Here is a 19,568-nt window from a genome sequence, read left to right on the forward strand (position 1 = left end):
GCCGTAGGGGAACCTGCGGCTGGATCACCTCCTTTCTAAGGATAATTGATGGCTGTTTATCAATAGCAGCCCGATCAACAACCTGTAGGACCAAGCTCTTAAAACTTGACCACCAACCTTTTGCTATACGAAAAGCCTTACTTGAATCTAACGATTTGAGTAAGGCTTTTTTACGTAGTGAGGGAAGTGGTCTGTAAACTGAATCCCATATTATCTTTTTACAGAGTCATCCACGACTTGTTCGAGGTACTGCTTCATAAGCAGGCTGTTTACAGAGACATCAAACTGTTCTTCGACAGTTTTTCTGCCTCGCAGGCCCGCTGATTGTCGCAGTTCGGGTGAGATCAGTAGTTCTCGCAGAGACACATACCACTCTTCCTCCGTGCTGGCGGAGAAACCGTTCTGGCCATGATCGATAATATCAGCATTCACTCCCACTGGAGAAGCAACCGCCGGTATCCCCAGGGCCATGTACTGCAGCAGTTTTAAGCCGCATTTGAATCGGGACCATTCATCGTCTTCCAGAGGCATGATGCCGATATCGAAGGCAGACAGGTCCTCATATTCCGTTTCCGGGCACCAGACCAGATGGCGTACTTCAATTCCTTCCAGCGAAAGCTCCGCAATGGGATCAGGAGTAGCGGAGATGATACAGAGGATGAATTCGTATTGTTCCGCCAGTCGCTGTAGCGCAGGGACGACGCGTTTGATATTCGGGATGTTCGTATCCAGACCAGTCCAGCCAATGACGGGTTTATCTGATGGGGGCTGGCAATAATCTTTAACGGGATACTTACTGGCGATGACAGAGGTTGGCAGGAGCCGAACCTGATCATTATGTTTCCGGGCTTCGTCGAACAGATTCTTGTTCCCGACGATGATCAGATCTACTTTATCAGCGAGCACGCGAAACTTCTCCGGGTTCTTGAGAAAAATCGCATCGTCGATATCCAGCACTGTTTTATTCGCTAACCTCATGAACATGAGTTCCAGGTTAAAGCTCTGATGATCAAAGAGTTCCCGCTCGATGAATACGATATCAAATCGTTTCAGTCGGGCATAAAAATAATGCAGATAGCGGGTGAATCGTTTCAGCAGGTAGCTGAGTCGATAGCCCAGCCAGCGGAGGTGCTCGTATTTTTCCGGGTAACTGGCCAGTACCGTGCATTCGATTCCCGCCTGACGCAGGAAAGGCAGATAATTCAAAACGCGAAACCGGGAGGAAGGGACATTTTTCCCGGAGATCAGAAACAGGACGCGCATGAAGTCTCTCTGCAATCAGGCGAAGTAAAATATGCTCAACAGGCAATCATTTCAATACTGCTGATGATACCCGTTCCGCGCAGAGAATACAGCCGACAAAATGATGTGTGCCCGTGTGTCGCGTTTCTTTATTCGAACGATCCTTAGCAATGATGCACAACCGGGGGTAATGCCTATTTATTATTCTGCTTTCAATGTAGCTGAAAACCAGGGTAACAGGGCAACAGGACAACATTAATGGGTTGCCTGGCCGGTATCGGGGTCGATGGTCAGATTGAGTTGTTCGTCGGCGTAGGTATAGAAGAAGAAGGCGTACATCATTTCGTGATAGGTTTGTGGCCCGTTTCTGACGCTGGCGGTGGGATCCGGATTGAAGGGATTAAAAGCGGAATTATCATAATGCGCAATTGCTTCGATGCGGGTCCCCGCCGGGAAGAAGTGACGCTGATCTTTCCAGAGATATCCGATTTGCCAGTCGAAACTGTAATTGGGGATGACCAGTAGGGATTCATCTTTCCCGTCAGGATAATGTGCCAAAAATGACAGGTCTTTTCCTCGCAGATGCATATGGGCAAACAGGCCAATGCCATGCGCGTCGCGGTCGAGCGTTTTCGAATTACTGACTTCATGATGCGGCGCGCCAGGGGGGATGGTGAATTTTGTATTTCTCATGATGAGGAAGCGATAACGTTTCTGAACTTTGCCTTCCACATATTTAAAGCCTATCGAAATCTTGCAGCGCTCTGGTTTTCCCGTTGATGTGTAATGGATCTGCAACGCCAGGGCACTCCCTTTGGGGATGAGGATTCCCAGTTCTTTGGGAAGGACAGTCGGACCTGACCCCGGGACTTTGCCTGTGATGAAATTGGATTCATCCCATTTTTTTGTCAGGCTGACGGCGGCCATATTGCAGTGATGCAGGACACTGGGATTATCAGGTCGGATCTGGATGGCGGAGATCCAGGTGTCTTCGGGGAAAATAAAAGGCAGCACGGTGTAGCGGTAGGGAATATAGCCATCCGCGGGAAGTGTATGGGTTTCAAGCATGCTGATTTTCAGGTCTGGTTCGCCAATCAGCCATTTCTGTTGATCAGAAGTGGGAAGAGTTACTGGAAGGTCAACTGGTTCTTTACCCGCGGGCATTCTGGCCTGATACCAGTCGGCAATAAGAGTGCGTTCTTTACGGGACATACTGCGGTGATTGGCAAATTCCGCATGTGAGCTGCCACCATACCAGGGAGGCATCCGCTGTTCCTGAACAACCTTGGCTATCATCGCCCCGTTATTTTGGACTTCTTCCAGTGTTGTTAAGGCGAACGGTGCTTCTGTCTGAGGACGATGGCAATCGAGACAATGTTTTTTGATGAGTGGTTGAATGTCTTCGTAGTAAGTGACTGAGTTCACCGCGTGGCTGACCGAGTGTGAAGTAATCGTGCATCCATCCACGTTTGTTTCCGTTGTCTTCAAGGTTTTATTATTCAGGATTGCCTCAATCGCATCCACCAGATTATTCTCTGTTGGCTGGGGAAGCACGCCACCGATCCTGTATTGATCATCGATACGGCCGCGATAGTGGATTTTAAATTCAGAATCCAGGACAGTCACTTCAGGTGTTCGCTCCAGCCCCAGAGCTTTCACAGAGTGGCTGCGGATATCCTGCACATTGGGGAAAGGAATATCGTGGACAATCGCGTATTCAGCTATGTCCCGGATTGAATCAGAGGGACCAGTATGCAATGCAATGAACTGCACGCCCTGTGATCTATATTTCTGTTCCAGTCGCTGCAGTCGGGGGAGATAGCGTTTCACCAGTGGGCAGGTCGTGTTGCAGGCGATCACCACATATGCTTTCTGATTTATGAAATCATGCAGTGATCGGGTCAGATAGCGAATGTCCTTAAACTGAAGTGGCCCGACCTGCGCTCCTACCTGCGGTTTTACAGCCGGTGATTCAGCTGTGAAGGCTTCTCCCCCGTTCCCTGCAATGAAGAAAACGAGCATCAGTAGACTGAGGTGACAGCGCAGGTGTGAAAAAAACATGAGCAGAATCCACTAGTCAAATGGCATCAGGTATGATCGAAGCGTGAGGAACTCTCTAGCTAACATACCCGGCAAATGGAATTTCCGTTTCAGGGAATACGGGAAGTTATGATTTTTCTTGTGATCCACGGTGGAATGCCGCAGAATATTGTCATCTGGTAAGATGGTTTCGTAGTCAGGTACATTGTACTGTTTTGGAACGGGGAAGCGATCATGAAGTTCTCAAGAAGACAGTTTCTGAACGTAAGTAGTGGAGCTGTGGTTGCTTCCTGCCTGGGAAAACAGTCTTCAGCTGTTGCGAAGGATGCGGATCAGCAAGGCCGGAAATCACTGGACGGGCAACTGGGGATTACAACTTCATCGCTGACTTACCAGCTGTCTCCGCGTGCAAAAGATGATCAGATTACCCTGCTGGAACTTCCCCGAATCATGCGAGACGAGCTGGGGATGACGGTGATTGACCTGAATACATCTACGCTGGCAACAACTGATCCGAAATACCTCGATCAGGTCCGCGCAGCCGCCGACAAGGCGGGATGTATCTTAACCAATCTGAAAATGAATCAGCCGAGGTTGGATATGAACAGTCCCGATGCTGCGATTCGTAATAAGGCATTGGATACTTATAAGGCATCGATTGATGTGGCTTCACATCTGGGCTTAAAGTGGGCACGCCCATTGCCACGAGTGCCGAAGCCCGATATGAAAATCCATGTTGCCAGTTATCGCGAGTTGTGCGAATACGGGGCAGAACGCAATGTGCAACTGCTGGTTGAGAATTATGGCTGGATGCAGAGCGATCCGGGTTCGGTTGTGAAGCTGGTGCAAGCGATTGGAGAAAATGTCGCCGCCTGCCCGGATACGGGGAACTGGGACAGCGATGAGATTCGCTACGCCGGGCTGAAGCAGACATTTCCCATTGCGGTGACTTGCGATTTCAAGGCACGAAATCTGGGGCCACGTGGAGAACATCCGCTCTACGACCTCAAACGCTGTTTTGAGATTGGCTGGAACGCCGGGTTTCGAGGTCCGTGGTGCTTCGAACATGCCAACCGGGATCGCAAAGAACTGTTTAAGGAACTATTGTTACTGCGCGATATGCTGCAGGCTTGGATGCAATCAGCAGCGAAGCAGTCCTCCTGATTATACCAGGTGTAATGCGTTCACTGCGAACTTATGAGTTTGACTGTTGATTTCGCACGTTCAGGGCAAAGGAGTTTCCTGGTAGGATGTTTCAATCCATTTCCCTTTTTTCTTGACCCATGATTCCAGAATCTGGACATGTTTTGCCAGCGTTTTCCCTTCAAAGGTGCCCTCAATATTTGCTTCGTATCTAATGAGGGCTGTCCGGGGAGTCGGATGAACAATGATTTTCGGACTCGCTTTGAAGAACGTCAGTTTAAGTTCCGGCAGGGTTTTGAGCTGAGCTTCCTGTGTGAAAAACTGGTATGATGGGGAAATTGAAATGTGCATAGGATCGGTCATGCTGCGGATTGTTTCTTTGTCCCGCTTGGAAAATGCTTCATCGAGGGTCGCGACTGCTTTTAACAGTTCCGCGTCTGCTTCTGATTCTTCTGCATAAACTGTACTGGAGAGGAGGCAGCAATTGAGCAAGGCGAACATGAAATATCGGATCGACATCAGATTTCCTTTCAATGAAACGGGCGAAGTCTTAATTACGACTCTCAACAATATAGCCTCTCCAAGAGAAGCTCGAACAGTCGAGTTGACGGGAATTCATAACATATTAAAGAACGCACCCCCGTCTATTTTCAGGCGATCTGATACCTGCTTTGTACAAATCCGTTGGAAAAGGATTGTGTCTGTAAATGCCGGAGTTTGATATCGGCATCAATTTCTCCGAACAATGGAATCCCCGAGCCAATTAATATCGGAATGCGGGTGATGATCAGTTCTTCAATCAGCCCCGCTTTCAGGAAACTCTGGATTGTGATTCCTCCATCCACATAGACATGTTGAAAACCCTCTTCTGCGAGTTTCTCAATCAGTTCGGCGGGAGTACACGATGACAATTCTACAGTCGCTGATAATTTACTCGGGATGGCAACGGGCTGGCTACTGAGAATAATCATTCGTTTGTTATCGTATGGCCAGTCACCTTCGAAGGAGAGCACCATTTCAAACGTATTGCGTCCCATGATCAGAACATCAATGGAATCCATGAACTCCTGGTAGCCGTAGTCTTCTCCCTCCAGGGTTTCAGCGCTCTCACTTCCGGGCAACCAGTCCAGTGCTCCGTCTTTGCGCGCGATAAAACCATCCAGGCTGGTGGCGATGTAAACAGAGACTTTCATGGTAGATTCCCGGAATGCTAAACGGTTCAGAGGTCTTCATCGGGCTGTAGCGGAGGCTGTTCTTCCGCGACGGAATAATCGCGATCTTCTATGGGGGGATGCCCCAGTGGTCCGAACGTACCAAATTCTTCGCATTGGTCTTCACCGCGAATATATGTGACCTCAATCCCGGAATCACTGACATCACAGCGATGAAAGCCGAAGCTGGTATCTGCTTCAGGCCAGCGTTCACTGAGTTGCCCTGTATTGCCGGCCGCTTGAGTTCGGTAGACTCGAATACCGTCTACGTGTTGTACGGGGCGTCCTGTGTGCACATGACCGCAGAACAGAATTTCAACATTTGCCGCTTTGAGGATTTCCCACAATCGTTGACGATGGGGCGGATCAATGGAAAAGTACCAGTTATCGTATTGATCGCCGTCCGTCAGGTCCCAGGCTGGTTCGTCGGGGTGTTCCATAAATGGCCAGTAATGCATGACGGCGACATGATGCTTGGCAGGAGGAAGTTCAGGCAGACGTTCCAGAAAACGCCAGAAGCGTTGTTCGTGCGGCAGTCCGGTCCCGGCAACGGCTGCGTAGAATCCTGTGAAACGTACATCGCGATGCAGAAACGACCACTGTAGCGGGCCGAAGTAATTGCTGAACAGGTCCAGGCGTTTCGCCGTCATGTTCAAATCGGGATCGTTCCAGCCAAGCCCTTTGGGGTCCCAGCGATGTTTCACTCCGGTCTGCGTGGCATGTTTGTTGCCCACATCCATATTGCCGGGAATCACAAATGTGGGGAAAGGAAGGGTATCCAGATCCTCACGCGCCTGTTGATATTCGAATTCATGGGTATCGCCGTCTCGTGTCAGATCTCCGCCATGTAACAGCAGGTCAGCATCAATGGCAGCCATCTGCTGTTTGATAGCGGTCCAGCGTTTATTGATGGCGGGTCGAAAACGATAAGAACGTGCTGTTCCCATATGGCTGTCATTGACATGCAGAAAGGTCCAGGGAGGAGCTGATCGATTCATGGCTAATCTGTTTCCCTCTTGAGTTCGTCTGAGCCCGGGCGCAAATCGCAGTGGAGAATTATGGTTTATAAAGAACCGAAAAAACTAATTGTTGTTTTATGATATCATCGTATACTCTATCAGACTTTCGTAACAACCAGTGGGGAATATTTTCTGGACGACAGATCGCCCTTTGTTTTTTATTGATCAGGAAACGGCCCCGTTTGAACTTGCACTGACAGGTGAATGAAAACGACAATGAACGCCAGGCATACATCACTGGAAAAAGTGTGATGGAGTGACTTGAACCCTGTCAGTGAAGACCTGATTAATAGAGGATGATAAAGAACATGGTTTGTACACACTTGAAAGAACTATATCAATTTTGTGAACAGAATCAGTTGAAGCTGGGAGGCTCAGACCTGATTCATGTGATCTGTAAACAATGTGACCAGGAGGAAACCTGTCCGTCCACGCTCATGGATGAATACGATTCCAGACACCCTGAAGAGTCTGAACCTGCAAAACCGAACTCGGAGGAAAGTCAGGCAAACTGACTTAACGAATCATAATGCAGGACGGGCTGGGGATTTCTACAGGATCTCCCACGGGAGTGAGTTTCCCTGTTTTGCTGTCGATCTTAAAGACAATGACATTGTTGCCAGGCATATTGGCACAGATCAGAAAATTCCCATCCCCTGTGATCGCCAGATTCTGAGGACCTTTGCCCAGGCTGGGCTTGATTTCAATTAAAGTCAGCTTACCCTTTTTATCAACCTGATAAGCGGCGATGCTGTCGTGGCCGCGATTCGTGCCATAGAGAAATCGCCCATCGGGAGTGAATTTCAGGTCGGCACAATGGCTCGTGCCACTGAAGTCTTTCGGCAGCGTCGAAATGGTCTGTCCTTCAATCAGCATGCCTGACTCGGGATGGTAATCAAATTCGGTGATCGAATTTTTTAGTTCATTGATGACATACATCTGCTTGCCATCAGGATGAAATGTCAGATGACGGGGACCAGCACCGGGAATGGTTCTCACAAAAGATTGAGCGGCTGGAGTCAGCTTCGCTGTCTTGGGATCAAGTTGATAGGCCAGGATTTTATCGAGACCCAGGTCCGCAGCGAACATAAACTTTTCATCAGGGCTGATCACGCTGCAGTGTGCATGTGGCTCTTTCTGACGCTGAGGATTGACGCTGGAACCGGTGTGTTGAATAAATGTTTCGGGTTCGCCGAGAGAACCATCTTCTTTGACGGGGAGTGAGGCGACACTACCAGTGGTGTAATTGGCAACAACGATCACTTTGCCAGATTGGTCAATGTCGAGGTAGCAGGAAGCGGTTCCCAGGGATGACTGGCGATTCAGCAGCTTGAGTTTTCCGGTCCGACCTTCCAGTGCAAAAGCAGAAACGAATTCATTATCTTTGCCACTGAATTTCCCCGGTGCATGGATGGAGTAGAGATATTTGTTATCGGGAGACACGGCCAGGAAAAAAGGATTTTCCACATCTGATGTGCGTTCAAGCAGATGGAGTTCACCAGTTTTCGGGTTCATTTTATAGGCATGAATGGCTCCTTTTTCACCGGGGGCAAAACTGGAGATGAAAACTAGGGGCAGGGGGTCTTCAGCGGCAGACGCGGTCGCATTACTGAAGGCGATACCAGCTACTAAGGGAAACAGATAAAAAATTTGCTCGTAAGACATGCGAAACTCCCAGGCAGGTGGACTGTGGTGGAAAGATCTATGGTATTTCAAAATAGATCAGGCAGGAATATCTATAGGCTGCCTGTGGTTTAATAGCGCTGTTTTGTATTATCAATTTCGCATGACCAGGCATCAATTCCGCCCTGCATGCTTTTGGCATTCGTAAATCCCTGCTGCTGTAGCCAGGTCGCTACCTGCAGACTGCGCATACCGTGATGACAGTAAACAATGATTTCCGTATCCCGTTGGTCGTCCAATTCTGAGACGCGATCCTGGATTTCACTCATCGGCAGTAGACGCGCTTCAGGAATATGGACCAGAGTGTGTTCATCCTGTTCACGGCAGTCAAGCAGCAGGAAGGGGTGACCGGTGTCGAGTTTCTGTTTGACTGTCTGGCAGTCAGTTTCCAGGGAGTGCATCAGTTTCTCAGTTTCGCAGGGGAATTATAATTAGTTTTTGGATTACCTGGTGGAAGTTGTTTTTAGTCTCGGAGGGACTGGATTGTCAACCTTGGCTGCGGGACGCTGGTTGGCTCCTGGTCGATTCGTATCTCCCAGATCGGCACGGGCTTTTTCTGCCAGTGACATCAACTCGTTTACGATTTCAGGATGCTGGTCTGCAACATTATGTGACGAGCTGGCGTCGGTGACCACATTGAACAGCAGCGGTTGAGAGCCTTCCCCTTTTTTAAAGTGTGGATGGCGGCTGAATTCTTTCAGGGGAACGAATAATTTCCAGGGACCTTTGCGCACCGCCTGTAATTGTTCCATGGCATAATAGTAAAAGCCATCATAAGGGGTTTTCGCGTCTGCCTCTCCCAGCATCAGGGGGCGTATATCGTGTCCATCAATAATGCGATCTGTAGGGGCTGTGCCACCAGCGAGCCTGGCGAATGTGGGCAGCAGGTCCATGGTGGTTGCCAGTTCTTCACACACGGTTCCCGGGGGAACTGCTTCAGGCCACCACATGATGGTGGGGACACGGAAGGCCCCTTCTGCGGTTGTATAACCTCGACCATTTAATGGTTTGTTTGTGCCTCGTTCGGTACTGTTCATATCTTTGGCCATGGGAGAACCGTTATCAGAAGTCCAGATGACCAGCGTATTCTGATCGATACCCAGCTCGACGAGCTTGTCGAGAATCTGGCCGGTAGACCAGTCCAATTCTTCGATGCTGTCTCCCCAGGGACCATTTTTACTTTTCCCCCGGAAGGCATCACTGGCGAAGGGTTTTCTGGTACTGCCGGGCATGGCCTGTGGGAAATAGAGGAAGAAAGGTTGATCTTGATTCTTCTCGATGAATTCGACTGCTTTCTCGGTATAGTCTTTGGTCAACAGGTTGCGGTCGACACCTGCTTCAATCACTGTGTCATTCAACATCACGGGCAGGGGAGGCCAGTTTTTACCATCCAGTCGATCGCCGAGCCGTTGACCTACTGCCTGGGTCATATCATCACTGTAAGGAATTCCATAAAAGTAGTCGAAGCCCTGTTTCGTGGGAAGAAAAGGTGGTTGGTCTCCCAGATGCCATTTCCCGATCATGCCGGTTTTATAACCCTGTTTTTTCAATACTTCGGCGATTGTGATTTCTTCCGGGTTTAAACCGTAAGGTGAAATTGGACGCAGTACCTGACCGTCACGCGGGTTCCAGTGCATGCCGACCCGCTGGGAATAACAACCGGTTATGATGGAAGCGCGCGAAGGAGTACAGACACCTGCCGTTACGCAGTAATGAGTAAACTTACGTCCTTCTCTTGCCATCCGGTTGAGACAAGGCGTGCGGTTTACCGTGGAACCAAAGGGTTCGATATCCCCATAGCCAAGGTTATCACAGAAGATGACGATAAAGTTTGGTTTCTTTTGTGGCGGAGCGGCAGACGTGAATCGCAGGGTAAGAGTGGAAAGCAGTCCAGCCAGACAGAGTAATGTTATCAAACGTTTCACTGCAGCGTCCTTATTTAGTCGTTCGTAGCTTGAGAACAGAAACGGGTCATTCAGGGGGTGAGCGCAGGGGAAAAACAAATCGTAGTTCTGTAATTCTTCTATTTATATTAAATGGTACACCGACTGTTTCCAAAATAAAACCGGACAAAGTATGAAATGGATTGTGTAACGCGGCAGGTTTCGCATAATAAATAGTTGATGCATTGCGTCCCGCAGATGAAACTTACACCATGAGGATACCCGGTAACGTGACAGAAGAACAAGCAGTGAGTGTTAAGCCACACTGGTGGCAGCGGATTGGTCCCGGTCTGGTGACCGCTTGTGTTGTGATTGGTCCTGGCAGTATTTTGACCAGTTCTAATCTGGGGGCCAAAGAGGGATACAGCATGATCTGGGTGGTGCTGGTCTCCGTGATCTTCATGCTGGTCTACACCTCTCTGGGGGCCAAATTGGGGACAGTAACGAATGAATCCACGTGCACGCTGCTGGCAAAAATGGTAGGGCGCCCTTTGACCGTGCTGATTGGTTGTGGCGTATTTTTCATTTCAGCCGCTTATCAGTTCGGAAATAATCTGGGAGTGCATTCGGCTCTGGAAAATTATACTGATTTCAAATATGGAATCGTGATCTTCAATGCAATTTCGCTGGCGTTTCTATTCGGATTTAAGAATCTGTATAAACTGGTCGAACGACTGATGTCAGTCTTTGTGGCTGTGATGCTGGCATCGTTTGCCATCAATCTGTTTTTTGCGAAACCGGATCTGGCAGAAATGGCGCAAGGCGTGATTCCCGGATCCGGAAAAGGGGGACTGGAATCAATAAAAGATATTTCCCTGCTGGGACTGATTGGGACCACATTTGTGATTACCGCTGCCTTTTATCAGTCTTACCTGGCGCGATTTAAAGGCTGGAAAATTAAAGACCTCAAGGATGGTCGAATTGATGCCTGTATCAGCGCCACCATCATGGCTTTGATTACGATCATGATCATGTCGACAGCTGCCGCCGTTCTGAGAGGCATGACTCTGTCGAGCGTCGCTGATGTGGGAAATGCGTTGCAGCCCCTGTTTGGAGATAAGGGGCAGATTCTATTCTGCATCGGGCTGTTCTCAGCTGCTTACTCATCCTTTATCGTGAATTCAATGATTGGGGGATTTATCCTTTCAGACAGTCTCGGGTTGGGGGGGACGCCACAAGACAAAGCAACACGCATCTTGACGGCGACTGTATTGCTGACTGGCATGTTTGTCGCGTTATATGTAATTGAATCGGGAACGAAACCGGTTACGGCGATTGTGGCTGCTCAAGCGGTGACCGTCGTCGCTGCTCCCCTGGCAGCGGGCGCCCTGCTGTTATTGACCAGCAGTAAAAAAATCATGGGGGAACATCGTAACGGACCGGTAATGAATTTATTCGCGGGTATTGGATTCGTGCTACTGCTGGGCATGGCCTGGTATATCGCAACACAGAAAGTCATTCCGCAGATCGAAAAAATGCGTTCCGAATCTGCTGCAGTCCAATTGGTTCCCCAACCTGAACTGAATCTGGTGTTCCAGAAACAAAGTTAGAAGTCTTATGAAACGTTTAATCGAAACTGTCTGTATCTGCTTTTGTTTTTTTATCTGTCTGCCCGCACAGGCGGAAGAGAAAAAGGACACGCGTCCCAATATCATTTTTATCCTGCTCGACAACGTCGGCAAGGACTGGTTTCGTTGTTACGGCAGTGAAGAGAATCAGACGCCGAACATCGATCATCTGGCCTACACGGGCCTGCGGTTTCGTAACTGTTATGTGACACCTGTCTGCAGTACGACCCGGCATATGCTGCTCACCGGGCGTTATCCATTTCGTTCTGGATGGCATACGCACCACGATCCGGCGATTTATGGGGGCGGGTATTTCGACTGGAATCGCGAGATCTGTTTTGCCCGAATCCTGAGAGACGCCGGCTATAGTACCTGTATCTCTGGGAAATGGCAGATCAATGATCTATTTGATTCCGCGCAGAAAGATGCGATTCAGGAGCATGGGTTTGAAGAATACTGTCTCTTCCCGGAAGGTAAGAAAGGTCACCCCGCTCATAAGCAGCGTTACTGGGATCCCTATGTAATCCAGAATGGCGAGCGTCTGGAAACGAAAGGAAAGTTTGGCCCCGACATCTTCACTGATTATCTGATAGATTATATGAAGACACATCGGGATAAACCATTCTGCGCTTATTATTCTGCGATTCTGACTCACATTCCGGTCGTGCATACTCCCCATAATATCGGGAAAGGAATAACGCCTCGTGAAAAGTTTGCAGGGATGTTGAACTACTCCGATTTCCTGATCGGCAGACTGGTCAAAGCAATGGACGAACTGGGGATTCGAGATAATACGATTCTGTTCATCGTCCCCGACAATGGTACCGACAATGGAACCGATCAAAATGCTGAGCAGAGTCTGGGAGGCCGTATCAACGGGCGCATTTCCGCAGAGGGAATTTATTCTCTCAAAGAGCAAGGGATCAATATGCCTTTGATTGTCAATTGTCCCAAGCTGGTCGGGTCCGAACGAATCAGTGATGACCTGATCGATGTTGCAGATGTTCTGCCTACGCTGACCGATCTGGCGAACGCCCCGCTTCCCGAGGGAGTGACGATCGACGGGCAATCCTTTGCACCACAGATTCTGAATCAGCCCCGCAAAGAACCGTGGCGCTCGTGGTGCCTGACACAGTACTACAAACAGCGGGTCATCAGGGATCAGCGATTCAAGCTTTATTCGACGGGTGAATTCTTTGATCTATCCGAGGATCCACTCGAGCAACATGACCTGTCCTGCACTGAGCGATTAAAGTCCGAAAACACCAGCCTGAAATCGTATGCTCAGTTGAAGAGTGTTCTCGACTCTCTACCGGAAAATGCGAAACTTCCCTGGGAGTTTCGCAGTATCTCCGCGCGCAGAATCAGAGCCCGGGAGGAACTGATGAAAAAATCAGGGGCAGCAGAAAAAGGACAATAAGCTCAACGGAATTGCCCGGCTGGTTAGGGAGAGCCTCTCTGTGTCATTCTGATATATAACAACTGGACAGGCTTTCGGTTCTGGCGCCCCTGCAATCCAGGTCTGGTTGCAATTCCAGTCTACTATTCCACCTGACCAGAACGAGTTTGTTGTGAAATCCCGGAAATTGCTTCAAATTATAAATTCTGCTCTTTATGTTCGAAAAAGCTTGTATATGATGAGGTAACAAAGCTTGAAAATAAGCTTTTTGAGCTCGATTTTCAGTTTCCTACCCCTTTCGCTCCAGACTGTATTGAGCATGCAGTGATTTGAGCCGATTGCGACCGAGCCCGATTGGAACAGGGGCGGAGCCCAAATTTGAGAGGTTTCAGCGCTATCGTTGCGGAAGCCTATAAATATAAATACGTTAGGTGCCGACTTCATGTCAGCAAAGCCTGCGACACGAATTCTGTCAGTACCCACCATATAAGTTCAATCTAGACTGTGTCCAGTTTTACTGTAGCGTTTCCAGGGCTGTTTGGCCCGAGTATATTAGATTGAGAGACGCTATATTTAAATGTGACGCGATCTAGAATAAATCTGGTCTCAAAATCTGTAGACCTAAGCTAAACTAAAGAGAAATTGGAGATTCTAAAGGATGGTTTATCCTGTTGCTGATGTTGTACGTTTACTACCTTCATCCAGACTGCCTGAGTATACTTTTGTTCCCGGAAAAAGCTTGCCTCACCCTTATCGTGATCCTAAGGGGCACAGTTATGGCAATAAGCCAAAACCACCCAAGGCATTAACCGAAGAGAACTGGGTTGAGCATCGGAATTATCTGAATGCAATCGACTTTTTCAATCTGGGGTTTTATTGGGAAGCCCATGATGAATGGGAACGTCTGCTGCGGGTTTGTGGACCTGATTCCATTCCAGGACGCTTTCTCAAAGGTCTGGTAAAACTTTCTGCAGCGGGTATCAAAGTCCGTGAAGGCAGTATTCATGGAGTGCGTCGACATGCTGCTTCTGCAGGAGAAGTTTTTGCGGATGTCGCAGCTGAGTCCAACGCGGATCACTATTGTGGGCTGGAGCTGACGAAACTGCAGTTTGCCGCTGACAGAGCTGCACAACTGCGTTATCCGGACGACCTGACCATGGGGGAGCCGATTCGCGTCTTTCCATTCCTGCTGGAACCAGAACCATTCCCACTGGGATAATCAGACGCTGTTAAAAAATCAGAAATCATTCTAAGAGCATACCAATGTATGCTCTTTTTTGTTTTCAGATCGGGGTAATCAACGTCAGTGGTTTAACGGAACGTTCCCCGAATCGCACGCCCTAACAGCCTGCGATTACTCTGAAACTTCCAGGCGAGATTTTCCAGAAGTGATCTTAAGTCCCGCTGATTCGCAGGGATTCCCTGAAACACAAGTTTGACATCGGACAGGACGGTATTACTGTCTGCATGATAAGAGTGTCCCAATGCAAACAGGTTCGTATCAATTTCTGAAGCATCGATCACATTGATCTTTTCATATTCCGGGAACACCGTCAGATGGGAACCTCCTTCGCCCAGTCGCTGATGCCAGAACGAATTGACAACGCGCGAGGCTTTTAAAGCCAGATCTTCTGAAGAGGAATAGATTGTGAAGCGCTCTGCAGTCTGAATAATGTGCGGAGCGATTGAATCTTTAAATACCTGGGCATCGATGTCCGGCGCTGTCAGAATCACTTCATTAAATAGTGGCTCTGCTTCCTGGGTGCGAGCCAGTTTCTGTGAAATATTCTTCAGGGCTCTAGATAAGACCCGGTTTCCCATACTATGGGCAATCAGATGAATTTTCCTGGCGCCTGATTCCCGCGCGATGGCTTCAATGAACAGGGTTACATTTTCTTCACACCACTGAGCAGTGCGACCATCTTCTTTGTAGGCCCAGATAGAACCCTTCTCCTGCGAAGGCCAGCTATACATCACCGGAGCCCCTTTGAATTTCAGGTCATAAGCAATCTGAGCGGTCCTGCGCGCTGCATCTTCAAATGAGTTATTGAAGCCATGTACAAAGATAAATGCTTCACCCCCCACACGGAGTTGACCGGTGTCAGTTTCTTTAATTTCAATTGAGTCTTCAATGGTTTGACGCAGGTGTGATAAAAACTCGGATCCGGAGGCCGGCTCTACTGATTTCAACACGACATGCTTATCGGGATTCTCGCGGAATTCCAGTTTCCAGATTTTGGGAGATTCCAGTTTACCGGCTCCATGGTTTTCCGGGATACTGACATCACAGAATCCCAGTGATAAATGGGCGCGGCTGGTTCCAAAAAACTGTTTGGGATAGGTCGAACCGGTCAAATTACGATCAGTGCCATAAAATACTCGAACGGTTTCATGCTTTTGCTTTTTCTCCGTTTTCTCTTCCACATCTGGTTTGGCTGATGCAGGACCTGGCTGTTCTGACATCTGTGGCGATTGCGTTTCTTTGGGGGCCGGGCTGGAATCTTTTGCGCCACTGCAACCGGTCAGTATGCCCCCGACTAATGCCAGGGTGAAAAATAATTGGGCGGAGTTCATCGTGCTTCCTTGCAGTTTGAAACTGTACCTGCTGAATATGAATCAATTTAGATGGGAAAAGTAATCCATCTGGCTGGATGGCTCAAGGTGAAGTTAAGCCCACAGTTGGAGGCGATTTCTGCTTCAGACTACTGTCAGATCGGGAGTTGATGTTAGCTTAAGATCATTATTTGCTATGGGTTATGTAGTTTGATATCCTTGGATACAGAGATTCGCCAGCTCAAATGTTCTAGCAGGCATTGGCAATGTGAACCCGTTTGGACAGGAATTCATCGTGAAAAACGCTCAACGAATGGTATTCAGTTTTGTATTTGTGTTCTTCAGTGTTCAACAGTCATTGCCCGCTGTCGAAACAAAAGCCAAACCAAATTTCATCATCATCTTTGCCGACGATCTGGGGTATGGTGATCTCGAGTGTTATGGACACCCCCAGTTTAAAACCCCGCATATCAACCAGATGGCTGCGGAAGGCGCACGGTTAACTCAGTTCAATGTTCCTGTTCCCTACTGTGCTCCTTCACGTGCCACTCTCTTAACAGGGCGCTATCCCTGGCGACATGGAGTCTGGTATAATCCCGCGCCGGATGGGAAGAAATTTCGCAGTGGAGTGGGGATTGCTGAGAGCGAACTCCTCTTGAGTGAACTGCTCAAGGATAATGGTTACGCCACAATCTGCATCGGCAAGTGGCACCTGGGGCATGATCCAGAATATTATCCTACCAGGCATGGCTTTGATGATTATCTGGGAATTCTCTACTCGAATGACATGCGCCCCGTGAATCTGATGCAGGGAGAAAAACTGCTGGAGTACCCGGTGATTCAGGCGAATCTGACAAAACGTTACACAGAACGGGCAGTCAAATTTATACGTGAGAATCAGGAACGCCCCTTTTTCCTCTACCTGCCGCATGCGATGCCTCATAAACCATTGGCTGCTTCGGAGGCGTTCTACAAAAAAAGTGGAGCCGGTTTATATGGGGATGTGATTGCCGAGTTGGACTGGAGTGTCGGTGAAATCTTTAATACTCTGCGTGAACTGAACCTGGATGAGAGTACGCTGGTCATCTTTGCTTCTGACAATGGTCCCTGGTTTGGAGGCAATACCGCCGGGCTTTCCGGGATGAAGTCGACCAGTTGGGAAGGGGGCCTGCGTGTTCCCATGATTGCCCGCTGGCCAGGGAAAATTCCCCCCCGACAGGTCATTGATACGGTCTGTGGTTCGATTGATGTATTTCCCACGATACTGAAACAGGCGGGAGTTCCAATGCCCCATGATCGTGTCATCGATGGGAAAGACCTGTTTCCTGTATTGGCAGAACAGGCTTCCTCGCCTCATCAGGCTCTCTATTCAATGAAAGGGAATTCGTTGTTTACCGTTCGAAGTGGCCATTGGAAATTACATGTGAAACCATCTCCCCGGCAGGTACTTGGCGGAAAGGGGAAAGGCTGGATCGATCCGCGTGGGCCAGATGGTGTGACCATCATCGCACCTTATGAGCAGGCGATGCCAGATCAGCAACCGGGCTTGTTAACTGGAGTCAAACCCGAGGCGATGATGCTGTTCGATTTACAGCAGGATCCTGCTGAGCAAGTCAATGTCGCCAGCCAGCATCCCGAAATCGTTGCACGACTGATGAAACTGTATAACGAAATGCAGTCTGAAGTTCCGGATTCGATCCGGAATTTTAAATAACGGCTGCAGATTTTATCCTGTAGTCGAACAGGCCTTTACTCTCGGATGTTTCCAGAATCTGTCTCAGGATTTGATGGTGCGCGCGTGATTCGGTCGCGTCGCTTTTCGTTTACAAACGGCATTGTACAGTAACAGATCTTAGGCCTGTCAGGTTTTAGCGCCTCAAACGTCGTGGCTGATAATCAGATCTTGTTGCCAAAATCCAACATTCATGCTTTGCAGTTCGTAGAGAAGGTTAGATATGTCAACAGTGTTGGCAGAAGGGGTGTCTTGATTTGTTTCTATATCCAAACTTTTTGTGATGCCTTTTTACACCCGACGTTGATCGGGTGTAGAAAAAATACAACAGCGCATATGAAGGATATATGAATCTAAAAACTCCCGACATTTCTTAAGTATCAATTATATAGCGATTTACCTGCTTTATGAAACAGAAGTAAACGAATCCGAGCTTTAATGGCCCACGCTTTGCGTCTATTCAATCTTCTTAACAGTTCACTGTTCAGCAGCTTTGATATTCCACAAGAAGAACAAGCAGAAAGTGAGTACAACGGCATGGCATCAAAACGCGACAGAATGAGTGTCTATGAGCGTGAGGGAGTGACCGTACTGGATTTCGGAACAATGGAAATCTGGGACGGGGCCGATCTGGCCCTGCTGCGTGAGACGTTGACACGCCTGGTAGATCAGGAAGCTTGTAAATCGATTGGTGTCGAGTTGTCGTCGGTCAAGTACATCCCCAGTGGATTTTTCGGCATGCTGTATGATCTCTATGAAAAAGGGATCGCAGTGACGCTTTACAGCCCGCAACCGAATGTCGCCAGTATGCTCTGGTTCAAACAGTTCTGTACGCACACCGAAGATGGTCGATATCTTCTGAAAAGCGATACAACCGCTGCTCAACAGAGTCCGACCGAAGAGCAGGTGCGATCAGAAAAGGAAAAGTGGGAAAAAAGCCTGAAACAGTCCAGCGACTATTCAACGACTGTTTCCTGAAGGGGATCTGCTTATTCAGAGCATGCTCCCAGGTATGGAGATGGAGTATCTTAGTCTCGAATCACTAAAGCGACCCATTTTCCAGAAGTACTGCATATTTCTCCAGACGGTTTTTCAGTGAAAGATAATTCGCTGCCGCCGTCGATTCTTCTCTCAGCTCCTGGTCAATCTTCTCGGCCAGTTCAAACAGCTTGAATTCAGGCCATACCTCATTCAACTTCAACAACTGCTGCAATCCTTCCGGGTTTTGTCTGAGTGGATCTGGTATCAGTGAGGCCACCGCGACTGCCGAAGCGGGGGTTTGCCCCAATTCCTCATCGGTCAGCATTTTCAATCCCTCATGATGCAGATAGACGGAGCAGATTAAATCATCAGGAAATGACCAGTCTAACATGACATGCGCAGCCGCTTCACAATGATTCCAGTTAAATTGCTCGTGTTCATATTCACTGAGTAAACAGGGAGAGCTGTCCTGGCTGATTGTAAACTGCAGGTATTGATCAAACTGTTCCCGCGAAAGAATGGGCAAAAGAAAATCCTGAAGCATGGCCGCGGAAAACGCAACATCAGAATCGACTTTCATCAGTAAGGCCGTTTCACGGGCCATCAAAGCCCTTTCGAGATTGGTGCTCCAGAAGTTTGGTAGATTGATCAGTTTCGAGTCGGATGAGGACATCGCATGTTTCAACCCGGTTGTCACCAGAAACAGTTTGGTAGAGCGAATACCCAGGAGCGTAATCGTCTGCTGGATTGAAGAAACTTTCCGTCTCAGTCCTAAGGCGCTGGAGTTAACCATCCGTAACAGCTCACACGAAATTCCGGCATCATTTTCAATGAGCTTACTGAGCTCTTTAGGTGTGCTCTTGGGATCTTCTGCCTTCCGGGAAAATTCCATAACCGCTTTAGGTAGCATCGGGAGTTTAATTTCTGGTGGAAGTGGGCTTTTTTTCCCTTCACCGATCAGCTCTAAACGTAACCTTGTCCAGTCCGTCATTTGTGCCCCAGTCAATTTTTATGAATAACACTACTTCAGTAGTATCTTGTTGTTTGTTGTTCA

Annotated in this window: 17 protein-coding genes; 7 read left to right on the forward strand and 10 right to left on the reverse strand. The window is 48.6% G+C overall.

What is annotated here, in order from left to right:
- Positions 1–210 precede the first annotated feature (210 nt).
- Complete coding sequence (locus ACN0YH_RS19730) at positions 211–1,263, reverse strand: glycosyltransferase family 4 protein (protein WP_417381304.1); 1,053 nt, start codon at positions 1,261–1,263, stop codon at positions 211–213.
- A gap of 234 nt (positions 1,264–1,497) precedes the next feature.
- Positions 1,498–3,303 carry a redoxin family protein gene (locus tag ACN0YH_RS19735; RefSeq protein WP_417381305.1) on the reverse strand — a complete coding sequence of 602 codons (1,806 nt, stop codon included), beginning with the start codon at positions 3,301–3,303 and terminating at the stop codon, positions 1,498–1,500.
- A gap of 213 nt (positions 3,304–3,516) precedes the next feature.
- On the opposite strand from ACN0YH_RS19735, the gene ACN0YH_RS19740 reads away from it, so the two are divergent.
- Entirely contained in the window at positions 3,517–4,446 is a 930-nt protein-coding gene (locus tag ACN0YH_RS19740) for a sugar phosphate isomerase/epimerase family protein (protein WP_417381306.1), read from the forward strand.
- Between the two features lie 60 nt (positions 4,447–4,506).
- Here the strand turns inward: ACN0YH_RS19740 and ACN0YH_RS19745 are convergent, their stop codons facing one another.
- The 3 genes from ACN0YH_RS19745 to ACN0YH_RS19755 all read right to left on the reverse strand — a co-directional run bounded on the left by ACN0YH_RS19745 (position 4,507) and on the right by ACN0YH_RS19755 (position 6,634).
- The gene (locus ACN0YH_RS19745) at positions 4,507–4,944 is read right to left on the reverse strand and encodes a nuclear transport factor 2 family protein (protein WP_417381307.1); all 438 of its coding nucleotides are present in this window, start codon (positions 4,942–4,944) and stop codon (positions 4,507–4,509) included.
- A gap of 131 nt (positions 4,945–5,075) precedes the next feature.
- On the reverse strand, positions 5,076–5,618 hold the full coding sequence (locus ACN0YH_RS19750; RefSeq protein ID WP_417381308.1) for a dihydrofolate reductase family protein: 543 nt from the start codon (positions 5,616–5,618) through the stop codon (positions 5,076–5,078).
- 26 nt (positions 5,619–5,644) lie between these two features.
- A complete protein-coding gene (locus ACN0YH_RS19755) occupies positions 5,645–6,634 on the reverse strand; it encodes a metallophosphoesterase family protein (protein ID WP_417381309.1) in 990 nt (329 codons plus the stop codon).
- A 329-nt stretch (positions 6,635–6,963) separates the two neighbouring features.
- Between ACN0YH_RS19755 and ACN0YH_RS19760 the strand changes: the two genes are divergently transcribed.
- Positions 6,964–7,170 (forward strand): hypothetical protein, encoded by a 207-nt coding sequence (locus ACN0YH_RS19760; RefSeq protein ID WP_417381310.1) that lies wholly within the window; start codon positions 6,964–6,966, stop codon positions 7,168–7,170.
- A 1-nt stretch (position 7,171) separates the two neighbouring features.
- Here the strand turns inward: ACN0YH_RS19760 and ACN0YH_RS19765 are convergent, their stop codons facing one another.
- The 3 genes from ACN0YH_RS19765 to ACN0YH_RS19775 form a co-directional block, all read right to left on the reverse strand.
- Entirely contained in the window at positions 7,172–8,320 is a 1,149-nt protein-coding gene (locus ACN0YH_RS19765) for a lactonase family protein (RefSeq protein ID WP_417381311.1), read from the reverse strand.
- A gap of 89 nt (positions 8,321–8,409) precedes the next feature.
- Positions 8,410–8,739 carry a rhodanese-like domain-containing protein gene (locus ACN0YH_RS19770; RefSeq protein WP_417381312.1) on the reverse strand — a complete coding sequence of 110 codons (330 nt, stop codon included), beginning with the start codon at positions 8,737–8,739 and terminating at the stop codon, positions 8,410–8,412.
- A 42-nt stretch (positions 8,740–8,781) separates the two neighbouring features.
- Complete coding sequence (locus tag ACN0YH_RS19775) at positions 8,782–10,263, reverse strand: sulfatase (RefSeq protein ID WP_417381313.1); 1,482 nt, start codon at positions 10,261–10,263, stop codon at positions 8,782–8,784.
- Positions 10,264–10,511: 248 nt separating this feature from the next.
- On the opposite strand from ACN0YH_RS19775, the gene ACN0YH_RS19780 reads away from it, so the two are divergent.
- The 3 genes from ACN0YH_RS19780 to ACN0YH_RS19790 all read left to right on the forward strand — a co-directional run bounded on the left by ACN0YH_RS19780 (position 10,512) and on the right by ACN0YH_RS19790 (position 14,467).
- On the forward strand, positions 10,512–11,831 hold the full coding sequence (locus ACN0YH_RS19780; RefSeq protein WP_417381314.1) for an Nramp family divalent metal transporter: 1,320 nt from the start codon (positions 10,512–10,514) through the stop codon (positions 11,829–11,831).
- Between the two features lie 7 nt (positions 11,832–11,838).
- Positions 11,839–13,269 carry a sulfatase-like hydrolase/transferase gene (locus ACN0YH_RS19785; protein ID WP_417381315.1) on the forward strand — a complete coding sequence of 477 codons (1,431 nt, stop codon included), beginning with the start codon at positions 11,839–11,841 and terminating at the stop codon, positions 13,267–13,269.
- Positions 13,270–13,987: 718 nt separating this feature from the next.
- Positions 13,988–14,467 (forward strand): DUF309 domain-containing protein, encoded by a 480-nt coding sequence (locus tag ACN0YH_RS19790; protein WP_417381316.1) that lies wholly within the window; start codon positions 13,988–13,990, stop codon positions 14,465–14,467.
- Positions 14,468–14,559: 92 nt separating this feature from the next.
- Here ACN0YH_RS19790 and ACN0YH_RS19795 read toward each other — a convergent pair whose 3' ends face one another.
- Entirely contained in the window at positions 14,560–15,822 is a 1,263-nt protein-coding gene (locus ACN0YH_RS19795; protein WP_417381317.1) for an alpha/beta hydrolase, read from the reverse strand.
- Between the two features lie 274 nt (positions 15,823–16,096).
- On the opposite strand from ACN0YH_RS19795, the gene ACN0YH_RS19800 reads away from it, so the two are divergent.
- Together ACN0YH_RS19800 and ACN0YH_RS19805 are read left to right on the forward strand one after the other, a co-directional pair.
- On the forward strand, positions 16,097–17,515 hold the full coding sequence (locus ACN0YH_RS19800; RefSeq protein ID WP_417381318.1) for a sulfatase-like hydrolase/transferase: 1,419 nt from the start codon (positions 16,097–16,099) through the stop codon (positions 17,513–17,515).
- 456 nt (positions 17,516–17,971) lie between these two features.
- The gene (locus tag ACN0YH_RS19805; protein WP_417381319.1) at positions 17,972–18,511 is read left to right on the forward strand and encodes a hypothetical protein; all 540 of its coding nucleotides are present in this window, start codon (positions 17,972–17,974) and stop codon (positions 18,509–18,511) included.
- Between the two features lie 64 nt (positions 18,512–18,575).
- On the opposite strand, the gene ACN0YH_RS19810 is transcribed toward ACN0YH_RS19805, so the two are convergent.
- Positions 18,576–19,505 (reverse strand): HDOD domain-containing protein, encoded by a 930-nt coding sequence (locus ACN0YH_RS19810; protein WP_417381320.1) that lies wholly within the window; start codon positions 19,503–19,505, stop codon positions 18,576–18,578.
- Positions 19,506–19,568 lie beyond the last annotated feature (63 nt).

This window comes from Gimesia sp. (assembly GCF_048262075.1).
GTDB lineage: Bacteria > Planctomycetota > Planctomycetia > Planctomycetales > Planctomycetaceae > Gimesia.